At 67.0% G+C, this 12309-nt stretch carries 9 protein-coding genes and 1 pseudogene; 5 read left to right on the forward strand and 5 right to left on the reverse strand.

Going from position 1 to position 12309, the window contains the following annotated elements; genetic code table 11:
- Nucleotides 1-27 precede the first annotated feature (27 nt).
- Genes CRJ03_RS16720 through CRJ03_RS16730 form a run of 3 tightly spaced genes read left to right on the forward strand, consistent with a single transcriptional unit; the run spans nt 28 to nt 2852 of the window.
- The gene (locus CRJ03_RS16720) at nt 28-696 is read left to right on the forward strand and encodes a TRAP transporter small permease (RefSeq protein WP_104020010.1); all 669 of its coding nucleotides are present in this window, start codon (nt 28-30) and stop codon (nt 694-696) included.
- Between the two features lies 1 nt (nt 697).
- Complete coding sequence (locus CRJ03_RS16725) at nt 698-2059, forward strand: TRAP transporter large permease (protein ID WP_104020011.1); 1362 nt, start codon at nt 698-700, stop codon at nt 2057-2059.
- 13 nt (nt 2060-2072) lie between these two features.
- On the forward strand, nt 2073-2852 hold the full coding sequence (locus tag CRJ03_RS16730; RefSeq protein ID WP_104020012.1) for an IclR family transcriptional regulator: 780 nt from the start codon (nt 2073-2075) through the stop codon (nt 2850-2852).
- Between the two features lie 67 nt (nt 2853-2919).
- Here CRJ03_RS16730 and CRJ03_RS16735 read toward each other — a convergent pair whose 3' ends face one another.
- From CRJ03_RS16735 to bcoG, 5 genes and pseudogenes are all read right to left on the reverse strand, one after another.
- Nucleotides 2920-3717, reverse strand: a complete 798-nt coding sequence (locus tag CRJ03_RS16735) for a carnitinyl-CoA dehydratase (protein ID WP_104020013.1) — start codon at nt 3715-3717, stop codon at nt 2920-2922.
- Nucleotides 3714-5708, reverse strand: a complete 1995-nt coding sequence (locus CRJ03_RS16740; protein WP_104020014.1) for an acetate--CoA ligase family protein — start codon at nt 5706-5708, stop codon at nt 3714-3716. Before CRJ03_RS16740 ends, CRJ03_RS16735 begins: the two co-directional genes overlap by 4 nt.
- 10 nt (nt 5709-5718) lie before the next feature.
- Nucleotides 5719-6882 (reverse strand): acyl-CoA dehydrogenase family protein, encoded by a 1164-nt coding sequence (locus tag CRJ03_RS16745; protein ID WP_104020015.1) that lies wholly within the window; start codon nt 6880-6882, stop codon nt 5719-5721.
- Nucleotides 6883-6911: 29 nt separating this feature from the next.
- Nucleotides 6912-7877, reverse strand: a pseudogene (locus CRJ03_RS16750) (3-hydroxyacyl-CoA dehydrogenase NAD-binding domain-containing protein); the annotation flags it as partial.
- On the reverse strand, nt 7874-8782 hold the full coding sequence (gene bcoG, locus CRJ03_RS16755) for a 3-dehydrocarnitine:acetyl-CoA trimethylamine transferase BcoG (RefSeq protein WP_104020017.1): 909 nt from the start codon (nt 8780-8782) through the stop codon (nt 7874-7876). The gene bcoG and the pseudogene CRJ03_RS16750, both read right to left, overlap by 4 nt.
- A gap of 70 nt (nt 8783-8852) precedes the next feature.
- Here bcoG and CRJ03_RS16760 point away from each other — a divergent pair, with 70 nt between their 5' ends.
- Together CRJ03_RS16760 and CRJ03_RS16765 are read left to right on the forward strand one after the other, a co-directional pair.
- On the forward strand, nt 8853-9827 hold the full coding sequence (locus CRJ03_RS16760; RefSeq protein WP_104020018.1) for a GlxA family transcriptional regulator: 975 nt from the start codon (nt 8853-8855) through the stop codon (nt 9825-9827).
- A gap of 82 nt (nt 9828-9909) precedes the next feature.
- Nucleotides 9910-12198: an adenosylcobalamin-dependent ribonucleoside-diphosphate reductase gene (locus CRJ03_RS16765; protein WP_104020019.1), complete on the forward strand. Its 2289-nt coding sequence runs from the start codon at nt 9910-9912 to the stop codon at nt 12196-12198.
- Nucleotides 12199-12309: the final 111 nt, after the last annotated feature.

A 12309-nucleotide genomic window follows, 5' to 3' on the forward strand; every position in this document is an offset into this window, starting at 1 on the left:
TACGGCAACCCAAGGGGAGGAGTGGGCATGACCGGCTGGTTTCAGGGCACGGGTGATATCCTGAGTGCCCTCGCCTCGGGCGATTCATGGATGTTGAGCGAAGCGATGCGCGCCCCGGCGACCTGGCCACTGGGCCTGATGGCGATGCTGGTGCTGGCGCTGGCGTTTCTCGTCCTTTACCGCGTCGTGCCGTGGACCGAGCGCAACCTCGAACAGTGGCTGATGGTCGTCTCCTACCTTGCCATCGGCGGGATCATCTTTGTCGAGGTGTTCCGCCGCTTCGTGCTGTCACAGCAGGCGCCGTGGTCCACCACGCTGCCGCCCTTCCTGTTTCTCATCATGACGTGGTTCGGGTGCAGCTATAACGTCAAGCTGCGCACGCATCTGGCGTTCGCCGAGTTTCGCATGGCCATGCCGCGCGCCGGACAGATGGCGTGCCTGGTGCTGGATGCGCTGTTGTGGATCGGGTTTTCCTGGGTCGTGGTTGTCACCTCGACCAAGGTGGCCGCCAATTCCGCCGCGAATTTCCAGATCATGCTGGGCACGGACAACGTGATGCAGTGGTGGTTCCTGCTGTCGGTGCCGCTGGCGTTCACCACGCTGGTGGCACGGGTGATCGAGAACCTGCTCGCTGACATGGTCAATTTCCGCAAGGGTGACACGCTCATCACCCAGGCCGTGATTGGAGGCGACTGACATGACCGACCCATCGACGCTTGTCACGCTCATTTCCATCGGGGTGACGCTTCTGTTCATGCTGGGCGTGCCGGTCTTTCTGGTGATCGGCTACTGGGTGATCGGCGTGTCCTTCGTCCTTGGCATGCCGTTGCAGAATATCGGCGGGGCGCTGGCGGATGTGTTCACCGATGGTTTTGCCTTGCTGGCGATGCCGCTGTTCATCCTGACGGGAGACCTCATCAACCGGTCGGGGATCGCGCGCAGGCTCAGTGATTTCGCCTATGCCTGCCTTGGCTGGATACGCGGCGGGCTGTCGATGGCGTCGCTTGGCGCCTGCGGGCTCTTTGCGGCGATTTCGGGCTCCAACTCGGCCACGACGGCGACGATCGGCTCGATGCTGCATCCCGAGATGGTCAAGGGCGGCTATGACGAGCGGTTCTCGGCGGCGACAGCGGCGGCGGGCGGCACGGTGGGGATCATCATCCCGCCCTCGATCATCTTCATCGTCTATGGTTTCCTGCTCAACCTGCCCATTTCAGAGCTGTTTGTCGCTGGAATCCTGCCCGGCGCGTTGATGGTGGGCGCGATGATGTTTGCCGCGTTCCTGATCTGCTGGAGCAACAAGTGGGGGTTCCTGATCCCATTGAGCCCGATGCGGGTGATCAAGACAGCGATTGGCGCATGGCTCGGGTTCTTTGCCATCGGGCTGGTGCTCTGGGGTATCTACACGGGCAAGTTCTCGCCCACCGAGGCGGCGGGGGTGACCGTCGGGTTCTGCGTGATCGTGGGCTTTGTCAGCCTGCCGCTCTACCGGATCATGGGTGGTGCCAAGGGGCGTGACGTGAACGAGAAGCGCGTCTCGGAGATGCTGGTGGTCGAGGGGTTCAGCCCGCTGGAGCTGCCGTCGATCACCATGCGTTCCGCGCAGATCACCGGTATTCTCGCGCCGCTCATCGCCGTGTCGGTGGTGATGCAGCAGATCATGTCGGTGCTGGGCGCGCAGGAGGTGATTGGCGGTTTCGTGACGTCGATGGGCGGTTATTACGCGGTGCTGTTCACCTCGATGGCGATCGTTTTCGTCTGCGGCATGGTGCTGGAAAGCCTGCCGGTGACGATCATCCTCGCCCCGATCCTTGCGCCGATCGCGCATGAGGTGGGGGTGGAGCCGGTGCAATTCGCGGTGATCTTCCTCGTGGGGGCCTCCATCGGCTTTATCACGCCGCCTTACGGGCTCAATCTCTATGTCGCATCCGGTGTGACTGGCGTTCCCTATTTCCGGCTTTTGCGTTACACGGTGCCGTATCTTGTGGCATTGCTGGCGGTCTGGTTCATCGTCGCGCTGGTGCCGCAGCTTTCGACGGCGCTCTTGCCGAACCGATGACGGTGGGGTTTGTATGGACGGGGACAGCACGGGAACGATCCCGACCAACCTGCGCCTGCTCCTGGTGATCGAAGAGATCGCCCGGGCGGGCGTGCCGGTCACACCGACCGAGGTCAACGCCGCCATCGGCCTGCCCAAGCCCACCATCCACCGCCTGTTTGCCACGCTGGAGGAGGAGGGATTCCTGCAACGTGACTTGGACGGGCGGACCTATTCGCCGGGGCCGCGCCTGCGCCGGTTGGCGGGCGGTATCCTGTCATCGCTGCGCATCCGCACGGCGCGGCAGGCGATCCTGAAGCGGGTGAGCAGCGAGATTGGCGAGACCTGCAACATCGCCCTGCCGGACCGCGACGCGATGATCTATCTCGAACGGGTCGAGACGCAATGGCCGTTGCGCATCCAGTTGCCCATCGGCACGCGCGTGCCATTCTACTGCACGGCGAGCGGCAAGATGTACCTGTCGTCGCTGGCGCGACCGCACCTGATGAAATACCTCTTGGCGACCGATCTGGAGGCGCGCACGCCCAACACCCTGACCGATCCAGATGCGCTGATGGCTGAGATCAGCCAAGTCCGGACGCAGGGCTATTCGCTCGACCGCGAGGAATTCATGCGCGACATGATCGCGCTCGCCGTGCCGATCCTGGACGTCAACGACCGGCTGATGGCGACACTGGCCTTTCACGCGCCCACGCAACGCTTTGATATCGCGCGGGCGCTGGAGTATCTGCCGTCGATGCGCGAGGCAGCGGCGGATTTGTCGAGCCTTGTCTCGGAGGGCGAAGGGGGCTGAGCATGTTGCTCAGGAGCGGGAACCGGCCTTGAGCTCCTCGAACATGCGACCGTAATAGCTGGGAGGTTCAGCGCCCCTTCCAGACCGGGTTGCGCTTCTCGGCAAAGGCGTTCTGGCCCTCCAGCAGATCCTCGCTACCGTATAGCGTGTCGACGGTGGCGAATTGGCGCCGCGTTACCCGGTTGAGCGCATCCTGAAAGCGCATCGCCTCGGCCTCGCGCACGATTTCCTTGATGGCGGCGTAGACGAGCGGCGGGCCACTTTCGAGGTGCCGCGCCAGTTCCCATGTCTGCTCCAGCAGGTCGTGGGGCGCGCAGACCTCGCGCAGCAGCCCCCAGCGTAGCGCCTCTTCAGCGTCGAACCAGCGTCCGGTCAGCAGCAGGTCCATCGCGACGTGGTAGGGGATGCGCTTGGGCAGCTTGATCGAGGCGGCATCGGCTACCGTGCCAGAGCGGATTTCGGGCAGGGCAAAGCGCGCGGTGTCGGCGGCGAGAATCAAATCGCAGGACAGCGCCAGTTCCAGCCCGCCGCCGCAACAGATGCCGTTCACCGCGCAGATCACCGGCTTGTTCAGGTGCGGCAATTCCTGCAATCCGCCGAACCCGCCGACGCCGTAATCGCCGTCCACCGCGTCGCCCCCGGCGGCGGCCTTGAGATCCCAGCCGGGGCAGAAGAATTTCTCGCCCGCCGCGCGCAGGATCGCCACGCGCAGGGCGTCATCGTCCCGGAAGGCGCGGAATACCTCGCCCATGATCCGGCTTGTCGCCAGATCAATGGCGTTGGCGTTCGGTCGGTCGAGCGTCACCTCGAGCACCGCCCCTTCGATCCGCGTGCGGATCGGCCCTTCGGTCAGCATGTCCATCATGTCTCCTCCCGGATGAATGCGTCCGCCGCCACCGCGCCTTTGCTGCACAGGATCAGCGGGTTGATTTCGATTTCGGCGATGTTTGGGTCGCTCTCCATCATGTCCTGAAGCGCCAGCGCCACGGCCCCCGCCGCGACGGTATCGGCACGCGGCCCCCCGCGCCAGCCGTCGAGCAGTGGCCAGAGCCGCAGGCCACGCAGCGCGGCGGCGATGTCCTCGGCGGTGACCGGGCAGACGAGCGTCACGGTGTCGGCCAGAAGCTCGGCCGTCACGCCGCCCACGCCCAGCGTCAGCGTCGCGCCATAGACCGGGTCGCGGCGCAGGCCCAGCAGCATCTCGGCCACGCCGCCGGTCACCATCTCTTCGAGCAGGTAGCCGGTGACGCCCGGCATATCCGCCTCGCGCGCCGGATCGGTCACGCCGAGCCGCACGGCCCCGACCTCGGTCTTGTGGGCAAGGCCCAGGCCCTTGAGCGCGAAGGGCGGCGCGAGCCCTGCACCGCCCGGATCGAGTGCCGCGAGCGAGGGCGCGGTGATGCCGCGTGGCGCCGCCACGCCTGCCGCCGAGAGTCGCGCCTTGGCCGCCGCCTCGTCGAGCAGGCGCGGCTCCGCCCCCGAGCGCACCGGCCAAGGCCGCCAGCCCGGGCGCACGGGTGGGAGGCACGCCGCCGAAAGCGCGGCGAGTGCGGTATCGAGCCCCATCAGCGGCACCACCCCACGCCCCAGCATGGCGATGGCGCGCGGCTCGTCGAAATTCTCGGGCAGCGAGGCCACGGGGAAGGCGGGCAGGCCGGTCGCCGCCTGTGCCGCCTCGATGGCGTCGAGCGCGGGCTGAAAGCTCGCGGGGTCGCAACGGTCGGGGCGCGGCGGGTCGATGATGAAAAGCCCGGCGTCGTAGTCGCCGAGCATGGTGGCGAAGACATCGATGGTGCGGGCCACGTCGCCCCAGATGAAGGTGTGGTAGTCGAGCGGGTTTGCCACGCGCACCAGCGGCCCGAGCGTGGCGGAGAGCCGCGCCGCTGTCGCCGGTGCGGGTGGCTCGAAACGCAGGCCGTGGCGCGGCGCGAGATCGGCCACGAGCCCTGCCTCGCCGCCCGAGCTCGATACCGAGCAGAACCGCGTGCCGGAAAGCCCCCCATGAACATGCACGATCTTGAGCGTTTCCAGCAGTGCGTCGAGGCTTGCCACCTCGGCCACGCCGCATTGGCGCAGGAATGCGCCCGAAGCGGCGCCTTCGCCGGCGAGCGCGGCGGTGTGGCTCGCGGCAGCGTCCTGCGCGGATGGGGTCTTGCCGGATTTCAGAGCGATGATGGGCTTGCCTGCCGCGCGTGCCCGTTCGGCCATCGCGGCAAAACCCGGGGCGTCGCCCACCCCCTCGATATAGAGGCCGAGCGCGGTCACGCGCGGGTCGTCGAGCATGGCGAGGGCGAGGTCGCTCAGCCCCACCTGCGCGGCGTTGCCGAGGCAGGCGACATAGGCGATGGGCAGGCCGCGCGCCTGCATGGTGAGGTTGATCGCGATGTTCGACGATTGGCTGAGGATCGCCACGCCCGTCTCGACCCGCTGCCCGCCATGCTGATCGGGCCACAGGAGCGCGCCGTCGAGGTAGTTGATGAAGCCGTAGCAATTGGGGCCGAGCACCGGCATCGGCCCGGCGGCCTCGACGAGCGCGGCTTGCAGACCGTCCTCGCCCGCCTCGCGCCAGCCAGAGGCGAAACAGACCGCCCCGCCCGCGTCCAGACCTGCGAGCGCGGCCACCGTCTCGACCGTGGCGTGGCGGTTGATGCCGAGAAAGGTGGCGTCGGGCGCGGCGGGCAGGTCGGCGAGGCTTGGGAAGCAGGGTCGCCCGCCGATTTCGGCCCGCGCCGGGTGCACCGGCCAGACCTCACCCGAAAACCCCATCCGATCGCATTGCGCGATCACGTTCGCCGCCCAGCCGGCGCCCATCACGGCGATGCTCCGGGGTCGCAGGAGGCGCGTCAGATCACCCATCTCCCCTCCCTCAGCCGCCCAGCGGGCGGAGCAGCGCGCGGCTGATGATGTGGCGCTGGATCTCGGAGGTGCCTTCCCAGATGCGCTCGATCCGCGCGTCGCGCCAGATGCGCTCAAGCGGCAATTCTTCCATCAGCCCCATGCCGCCGTGAATCTGGATCGCCTCGTCGGCGATCATCGCCAGCACCTCGGTCGCCTTGAGCTTGGCCATCGCCATGTCGGCATCGGTGACGGTGCCCTGGTCCGCCTTCCATCCCGCCCAGAGGGTGAGCAGCTCGGCGGCTTTCAACTCGGTCGCCATGTCGGCGAGCTTGAAGGACACGCCCTGGAACTTGCCGATCCGCTGCCCGAACTGGCGGCGCTCGGCGGCCCAGCCGAGGGACAGGGCCAGCGCGCGCTCGGCCCGACCGAGGCTGGTAGCCGCGACCTGGAGACGGGTGGCCCCCAACCATTCGTTGGCCACGTCGAAGCCCTTGTGCACCTCGCCCAGAACGTTGGCGTCGGGCACCCGGCAGCCGTCGAATTCGAGGATCGCGTTGGTGTAGCCGCGATGCGAGACGGAGCGATAGCCGGGGCGGACGGTAAAGCCGGGGGTGCCCTTGTCCACGAAGAACGCGGTGATGCGCTTGCGCTTGCCCCTTGGCGTGTCCTCCTCACCGGTGGCCATGAAGGCGATGGTGAAACCCGCGATATCGGCGTGGCTGATGAAATGCTTGGTGCCGTCGAGCACCCAGTCGCCGCCCTCGCGCCGGGCGGTGGCGCGCATCCCGCGCAGGTCCGATCCGGCGTCGGGCTCGGTCATGGCGAGGCAATCCCATGTCTCGCCGCGGATGCAGGGCATGAGATAGCGCTCGCGCTGCTCTGGCGTGCCCGCGAGCAGGATGTTGGAGGGGCGCGCCACGCAGGTCCAGTGCAGCGCGTAATTGGCGCGGCCAAGCTCTCGCTCGTAGAGCAGCCAGGTGAGCGTATCGAGCCCGGCGCCGCCCACCTCCTCGGGCATGTTGGCGGCATAGAGCCCGGCGGCCATCGCCTTTTTCTGAACCTCGGCCACGAGGTCCATCGGCAGGTGGCCGGTGCGCTCGATTTGGGCCTCGTGTGGGAACAGTTCGGCCTCGACAAAGGCGCGGGTGGTCTCGACGATCATGCGCTGTTCGTCGCTGAGGGCAAAATCCATTGCGGTCACTCCCCCGCGCCTGCGCGGCGCGCGTCGTGATCGGCGATCACGCGCCCCGCGCCCCAGCCGTTTTCCTTCAGCACCCGCAAAAAGCCCACGAGGTTGCGGTCGCGGATACGCTCCAGCTCGCGGATGGAATGGTGGCCAGATTGCGCATCCGATTGTCCGGCGATCAGGTCAACAAGGGCATCGTCATACTCGGGTACGTCCATAAGCCGCGTCCACGGCTCTTGCAGGCAGGGGCCGAACTGACCGAGGAAATGGCGCATCCCGGCCTCGCCCCCGGCGATACGGTAGGTCTCGAAGAGGCCCATCTGTGCCCAACGCAGGCCAAAGCCCATGCGGATCGCGTCGTCGATTTCCTCGGTTGTGGCCACGCCATCGCGCACCAGCCACAGCGCCTCGCGCCAGACGGCCTCTAGCAGGCGGTCGGCGATATGGGCGTCGATTTCCTTGCGGACATGGAGGGGGAACATGCCGATTTCCTGCAATATCCCCTTGGCCGTCTCGATGACCTGCGGCGCGGTGCCGGGAGAGGGCACGAGTTCGACCAAGGGCAGAAGGTAGACCGGGTTGAACGGGTGCGCGACGAAGATCGAGGCCGGGTTGGCCGCCTCTTCCTGCAACACCGAGGGGCGATAGCCCGAGGTCGAGGAGCCGAGCGGCGCATCTGGCGCGGTCTTTTGTATCTCGGCATAGACCCGGTGCTTGAGCGCGATCCGCTCGGACACCGATTCCTGCACATAGGCCGCGCCTGCCACCGCGTCGGCGATGCTGTCGGCGAAGGTGAGGCGGCCCTCACCCGGCATCGGCAGGTCGGAAAGCGCGGGGAGCGCGGCGCGGGCATTGTCGAGCACTTCGCCGATCTTGCGCGGGGTCTGCGGGTCGGGGTCGAACACCGCCACGTCCCAGCCCGCGAGCAGGAAGCGCGCGGCCCAGCCGCCGCCGATGACGCCGCCGCCGATGATGGCCGCCTTGCGGGGTGCGCCGCTCACAGTGGTGCCCTCTTTTCGAGGCTCAGCCGCTCGCGCACCGCGTCGGGGCCGACCACGCGTGCGCCCATCGCCTCGACGATGCCCACCGCGCGCTCGACCAGTTGCGCGTTGGTGGCGAGCACACCGCGGTCGAGCATCAGGTTATCCTCGAGCCCGACGCGCACGTTGCCCCCCGCCAGCACCGCCGCCGCGACATAGGGCATCTCGTTGCGCCCGAGGCCGAAGGCCGACCAGTGCCAGCCTGCGGGCACGTTGTTCACCATCGCGAGGAAGGTGTTGAGATCGTCGGGCGCGCCCCACGGCACCCCCATGCAAAGCTGCACCAGCACCGGCTCGGGGATGATCCCTTCGTCCACGAGCTGTTTCGCGAACCACAGGTGGCCGGTATCGAACGCCTCGATCTCGATCCGCGTCCCGGCGGCCACCATCCGTGCGGCCATGTCGCGCAGCATTCCCGGCGTGTTGACCATGACGTAATCGGCCTCGGCGAAATTCATCGTGCCGCAATCGAGCGTGCAGATTTCCGGGCGGCAGTCGACGACATGGGCCACCCGCTCTGTCGCGCCGGCCATGTCCGACGCGGTCGACATCCGGTCCATCGCCTCGGTGCCGTCGAACATCAGGTCGCCGCCCATCCCGGCGGTGAGGTTGAGCACCACGTCGGTGGCGCTGTCGCGGATGCGCTCTGTCACCTCGCGGAAGAGCGCGGGATCGCGCGAGGGCGCGCCGGTCTCGGGGTCGCGGACATGGCAGTGCACCACCGCCGCGCCGGCCTTTGCCGCGGCGATGGCGCTCTCGGCGATGGCCTCGGGCGAGCGGGGAACGTTGGGGCTGCGGTCTTGCGTGCCGCCCGATCCGGTCACGGCACAGGTGATGAACACCTCGCGATTCATGTTGAGTGGCATGGATTCCTCCTTGGCTGTCGCAAAGCCTAGCAGAGTTGCGGCGAGATGATTGACGATTTACGAAAGGAAGATGGCAAATTCCGAAACGATCTTTGCGCCCTCGCGCGCCACCCTCGACATCGCGGTGCTGGTCCTGCCGCGCGCCTCGATCCTCGAGGTGGCCTCGGTGCTCGACCCGATGCGCAACGCCAACCGGCAGATGCGGCGCGAGGCGTTCCGCTGGCGGGTGGTGACCCCCGACGGGGTGGCGGCGCCGCTGACCTGCGGGATCGAACTGCCCGCATCGGGGGCCTTTGCCGACGTTGCGGGGGCCGATCTTCTGATGGTGATCTCCGGTTACGATCAGGCCGAGGTGGCAACCCGGAGCCTGATTGCCGCGCTGCGCCGGATGGCCGGGCGGTTTGGCGCGATCGGCGGGATCGACGCGGGGCCGTGGATCATGGCGCGGGCCGGGCTGCTCGACGGGCACCGCGCCACCGTGCACTGGGAGGACCTGGAGGATTTCGCTGCCGCCTTTCCGGCGGTCGAGGTGGTGGCGGACCGCTACGTGCGCTCGGGCAACCGGCTGACGGCGGGCGGGGCGGTGCCTGCGGCGGACATGATGTTGCACCTCATCGGCGCGCGCTGCGGCCTCGGCGTGGCGGGGCAGGTAGCTGATTCGTTTCTCTATGATCAGTATTCCGATGCCACGCGCCCGCAACGCCCCGGTCTGGTCCCCGGCGCGCGCGACCGGCGGCTGTCGGAGGCGCTGACGATAATGGGGCAGGCGGTCGATGCGCCCTTGCCTGTCCCCCGGATTGCCGCGGCGCTCGGGGTCGGGACGCGGCGGCTGGAACAGATTTTCCGCGACGGGCTCGGGATGGCACCTGCGGCCTGCTATCTGGATTTGCGGCTACAGGCGGCACGGCGGATGATGAGCGACACCGATCACCCGCTTCTGGAGATCGCCCTGCGCACAGGGTTCTCCGACAGGTCGAGCTTTTCGCGCGCCTATCGCCGCCGGTTCGGCCACGCCCCGCGCGAGGCACGCAGGTCCAGAGGCTGAGACGGGAGCGACCGGCACGGCTGGAAATCGCGCGACGCGCGGGCTATTGTCAATCTCCGCTCCAGCGCAAGGGACACGCCTCATGACCCGCTTTTCCGCCCCGATCGCCGAACAGATCTGGTCCATGAAGTACCGCTATGTTGCCGACGAGGGCGGCGATGCAAGCGTCGAGGACACGTGGCGGCGTGTTGCGCAGGCGCTGGCCGCGGTCGAGGCCGAACCGGATGTCTGGGAGGAACGGTTCTATGCCGCGCTTGAGGACTTCAAGTTCCTGCCCGCGGGCCGGATCACCGCCGGGGCGGGTACGGGGCGCAAGGTGACGCTCTTCAACTGTTTCGTCATGGGCACGATCCCCGACGACATGGGCGGTATCTTCGACGCCTTGCGCGAGGCGGCGCTGACCATGCAGCAGGGCGGCGGGATCGGCTATGATTTCTCGACGATCCGGCCCAGGGGGGCGGTGGTCAAGGGCGTGTCGGCGGATGCGAGCGGGCCGCTGTCGTTCATGGATGTGTGGGACGCGATGTGCCGCACGATCATGTCTGCGGGGAGCCGCCGGGGCGCGATGATGGCGACGATGCGCTGCGACCATCCCGATATCGAGGAATTCATCGCTGCCAAATCCGACGCGGCGCGGTTGCGCATGTTCAACCTGAGCGTTCTGGTGACCGATGCCTTCATGGACGCGGTCAAGGCCGACGGGCCGTGGGATTTGCAATTCGGCGGCAAGGTCTATCACACGCTGCCCGCGCGCGACCTGTGGAACCGGATCATGCAGGCGACCTATGACTATGCCGAGCCGGGGGTGATCTTTATCGACCGGATCAATCAGGCGAATAACCTGAGCTATGTAGAGAATATCTCTGCGACCAATCCCTGCGGCGAACAGCCACTTCCGCCCTACGGCGCCTGCCTGCTGGGCTCGATCAACCTCGCACGGCTGGTGATCGACCCGTTCGGGCCGCGTGCGCGGCTTGACGCGGCCGCGCTCAAGGATCTGGTGCGGGTGGCGGTGCGGATGATGGACAACGTGGTGGACGTGTCGCAATTCCCGCTTGAGGCGCAGGCCGAGGAGGCGCGCGCCAAGCGCCGCATCGGGCTTGGGGTCACGGGGCTGGCGGATGCGCTTTTGATGCTGGGGCAGCGCTATGGCTCTGACAAGGCGGCGCGGCAGACGGAAATCTGGATGCACAAGATCGCCGTCGCCGCCTATCTCGCCTCGGTAGACCTCGCCCGGGAGAAGGGGGCGTTTCCGCTGTTTGATGCCGACAAGTTCCTCGCGTCCGGCACCATGCGGGACATGGACGAGAGCGTGCGCGATGCGATCGCGAAACATGGCATCCGCAACGCGCTTCTGACCTCGGTCGCGCCGACGGGCACGATCAGCCTCTACGCAGGCAATGTCAGCAGCGGCATCGAGCCGGTATTCGCCTACAGTTATACCCGCAAGGTGCTGCAAAAGGATGGAAGCCGCACCGAGGAAGAGGTCGTCGATTACGCCGTGCAGATGTGGCGGGAGAAGATGGGTGATGCCCCGCTGCCCGAGCATTTCGTGAACGCGCAGGTGCTGGCACCCGAGGATCACGTGAAGATGCAGGCGGCGGCGCAGAAATGGGTGGATTCGAGCATCTCGAAAACCATCAACTGCCCCGCCGATATCTCCTTCGCGGCGTTCAAGGATGTCTACATGCAGGCTTGGGAGTCCGGCTGCAAGGGTTGCACAACCTACCGGCCCAACGAGGTGACGGGGTCCGTGCTGAGCGTGAGCGAAACCGAGGACAAGGTGCCCGGGGAGGGCTCGGATCAGGCCCGGGGCGATTTTCCCGCCGAGGGCGGTGAAGTCGTCTACATGTCCGAGCCGCTCGACCGGCCCGCGGAGCTGGAGGGCGCGACCTACAAGCTCAAATGGCCCGACAGCAACCATGCGATCTATGTGACGGTGAACGATATCGTGCTGAACGGGCACCGGCGCCCCTTTGAAGTGTTCATCAATTCCAAGAACATGGAGCATTACGCCTGGACCGTGGCGTTGACGCGGATGATCTCGGCGGTGTTCCGGCGCGGTGGCGACGTGTCCTTCGTGGTGGAGGAACTCAAGGCCGTGTTCGACCCGCGCGGCGGGGCGTGGATGCAGGGCAAATACGTGCCCTCGATCCTCGCGGCGATCGGCGGCATTCTGGAGCGGCACATGGTGCAGATCGGATTTCTCGAGGGCGAGGGGCTGGGCCTCAAGTCCGATCCGACGGCGCAGGTCGTGGGGCTGGAAAATGTCCCGAGGGGCCCGGTCTGTCCGGCCTGCGGCAGCTACGAGATGCGCATGATCGAGGGCTGCATGACCTGCGCAAGCTGCGGGCACAGCAAATGCCAATAGGCATGTAACAGGTCCATAGCGCGGTGACAGGCAAGCGTGTGCGTCGTGATACGCCTCGACTGACTTCGTGGATTCGTGCTGCGAACCCTCCATGCTCAGAGGTCTGCAACA

It is taken from the genome of Roseovarius nitratireducens (genome assembly GCF_002925845.1).
GTDB classification, from domain to species: Bacteria; Pseudomonadota; Alphaproteobacteria; order Rhodobacterales; family Rhodobacteraceae; genus Roseovarius; species Roseovarius nitratireducens.

Coding starts and splice junctions, on each gene's coding strand:
- CRJ03_RS16720 (WP_104020010.1), top strand. CDS start 28: ATGACCGGCTGGTTTCAGGGCACGGGTGATATCCTGAGTGCCCTCGCC.
- CRJ03_RS16725 (WP_104020011.1), top strand. CDS start 698: ATGACCGACCCATCGACGCTTGTCACGCTCATTTCCATCGGGGTGACG.
- CRJ03_RS16730 (WP_104020012.1), top strand. CDS start 2,073: ATGGACGGGGACAGCACGGGAACGATCCCGACCAACCTGCGCCTGCTC.
- CRJ03_RS16735 (WP_104020013.1), bottom strand. CDS start 3,717: ATGATGGACATGCTGACCGAAGGGCCGATCCGCACGCGGATCGAAGGG.
- CRJ03_RS16740 (WP_104020014.1), bottom strand. CDS start 5,708: ATGGGTGATCTGACGCGCCTCCTGCGACCCCGGAGCATCGCCGTGATG.
- CRJ03_RS16745 (WP_104020015.1), bottom strand. CDS start 6,882: ATGGATTTTGCCCTCAGCGACGAACAGCGCATGATCGTCGAGACCACC.
- bcoG (WP_104020017.1), bottom strand. CDS start 8,782: ATGCCACTCAACATGAATCGCGAGGTGTTCATCACCTGTGCCGTGACC.
- CRJ03_RS16760 (WP_104020018.1), top strand. CDS start 8,853: ATGGCAAATTCCGAAACGATCTTTGCGCCCTCGCGCGCCACCCTCGAC.
- CRJ03_RS16765 (WP_104020019.1), top strand. CDS start 9,910: ATGACCCGCTTTTCCGCCCCGATCGCCGAACAGATCTGGTCCATGAAG.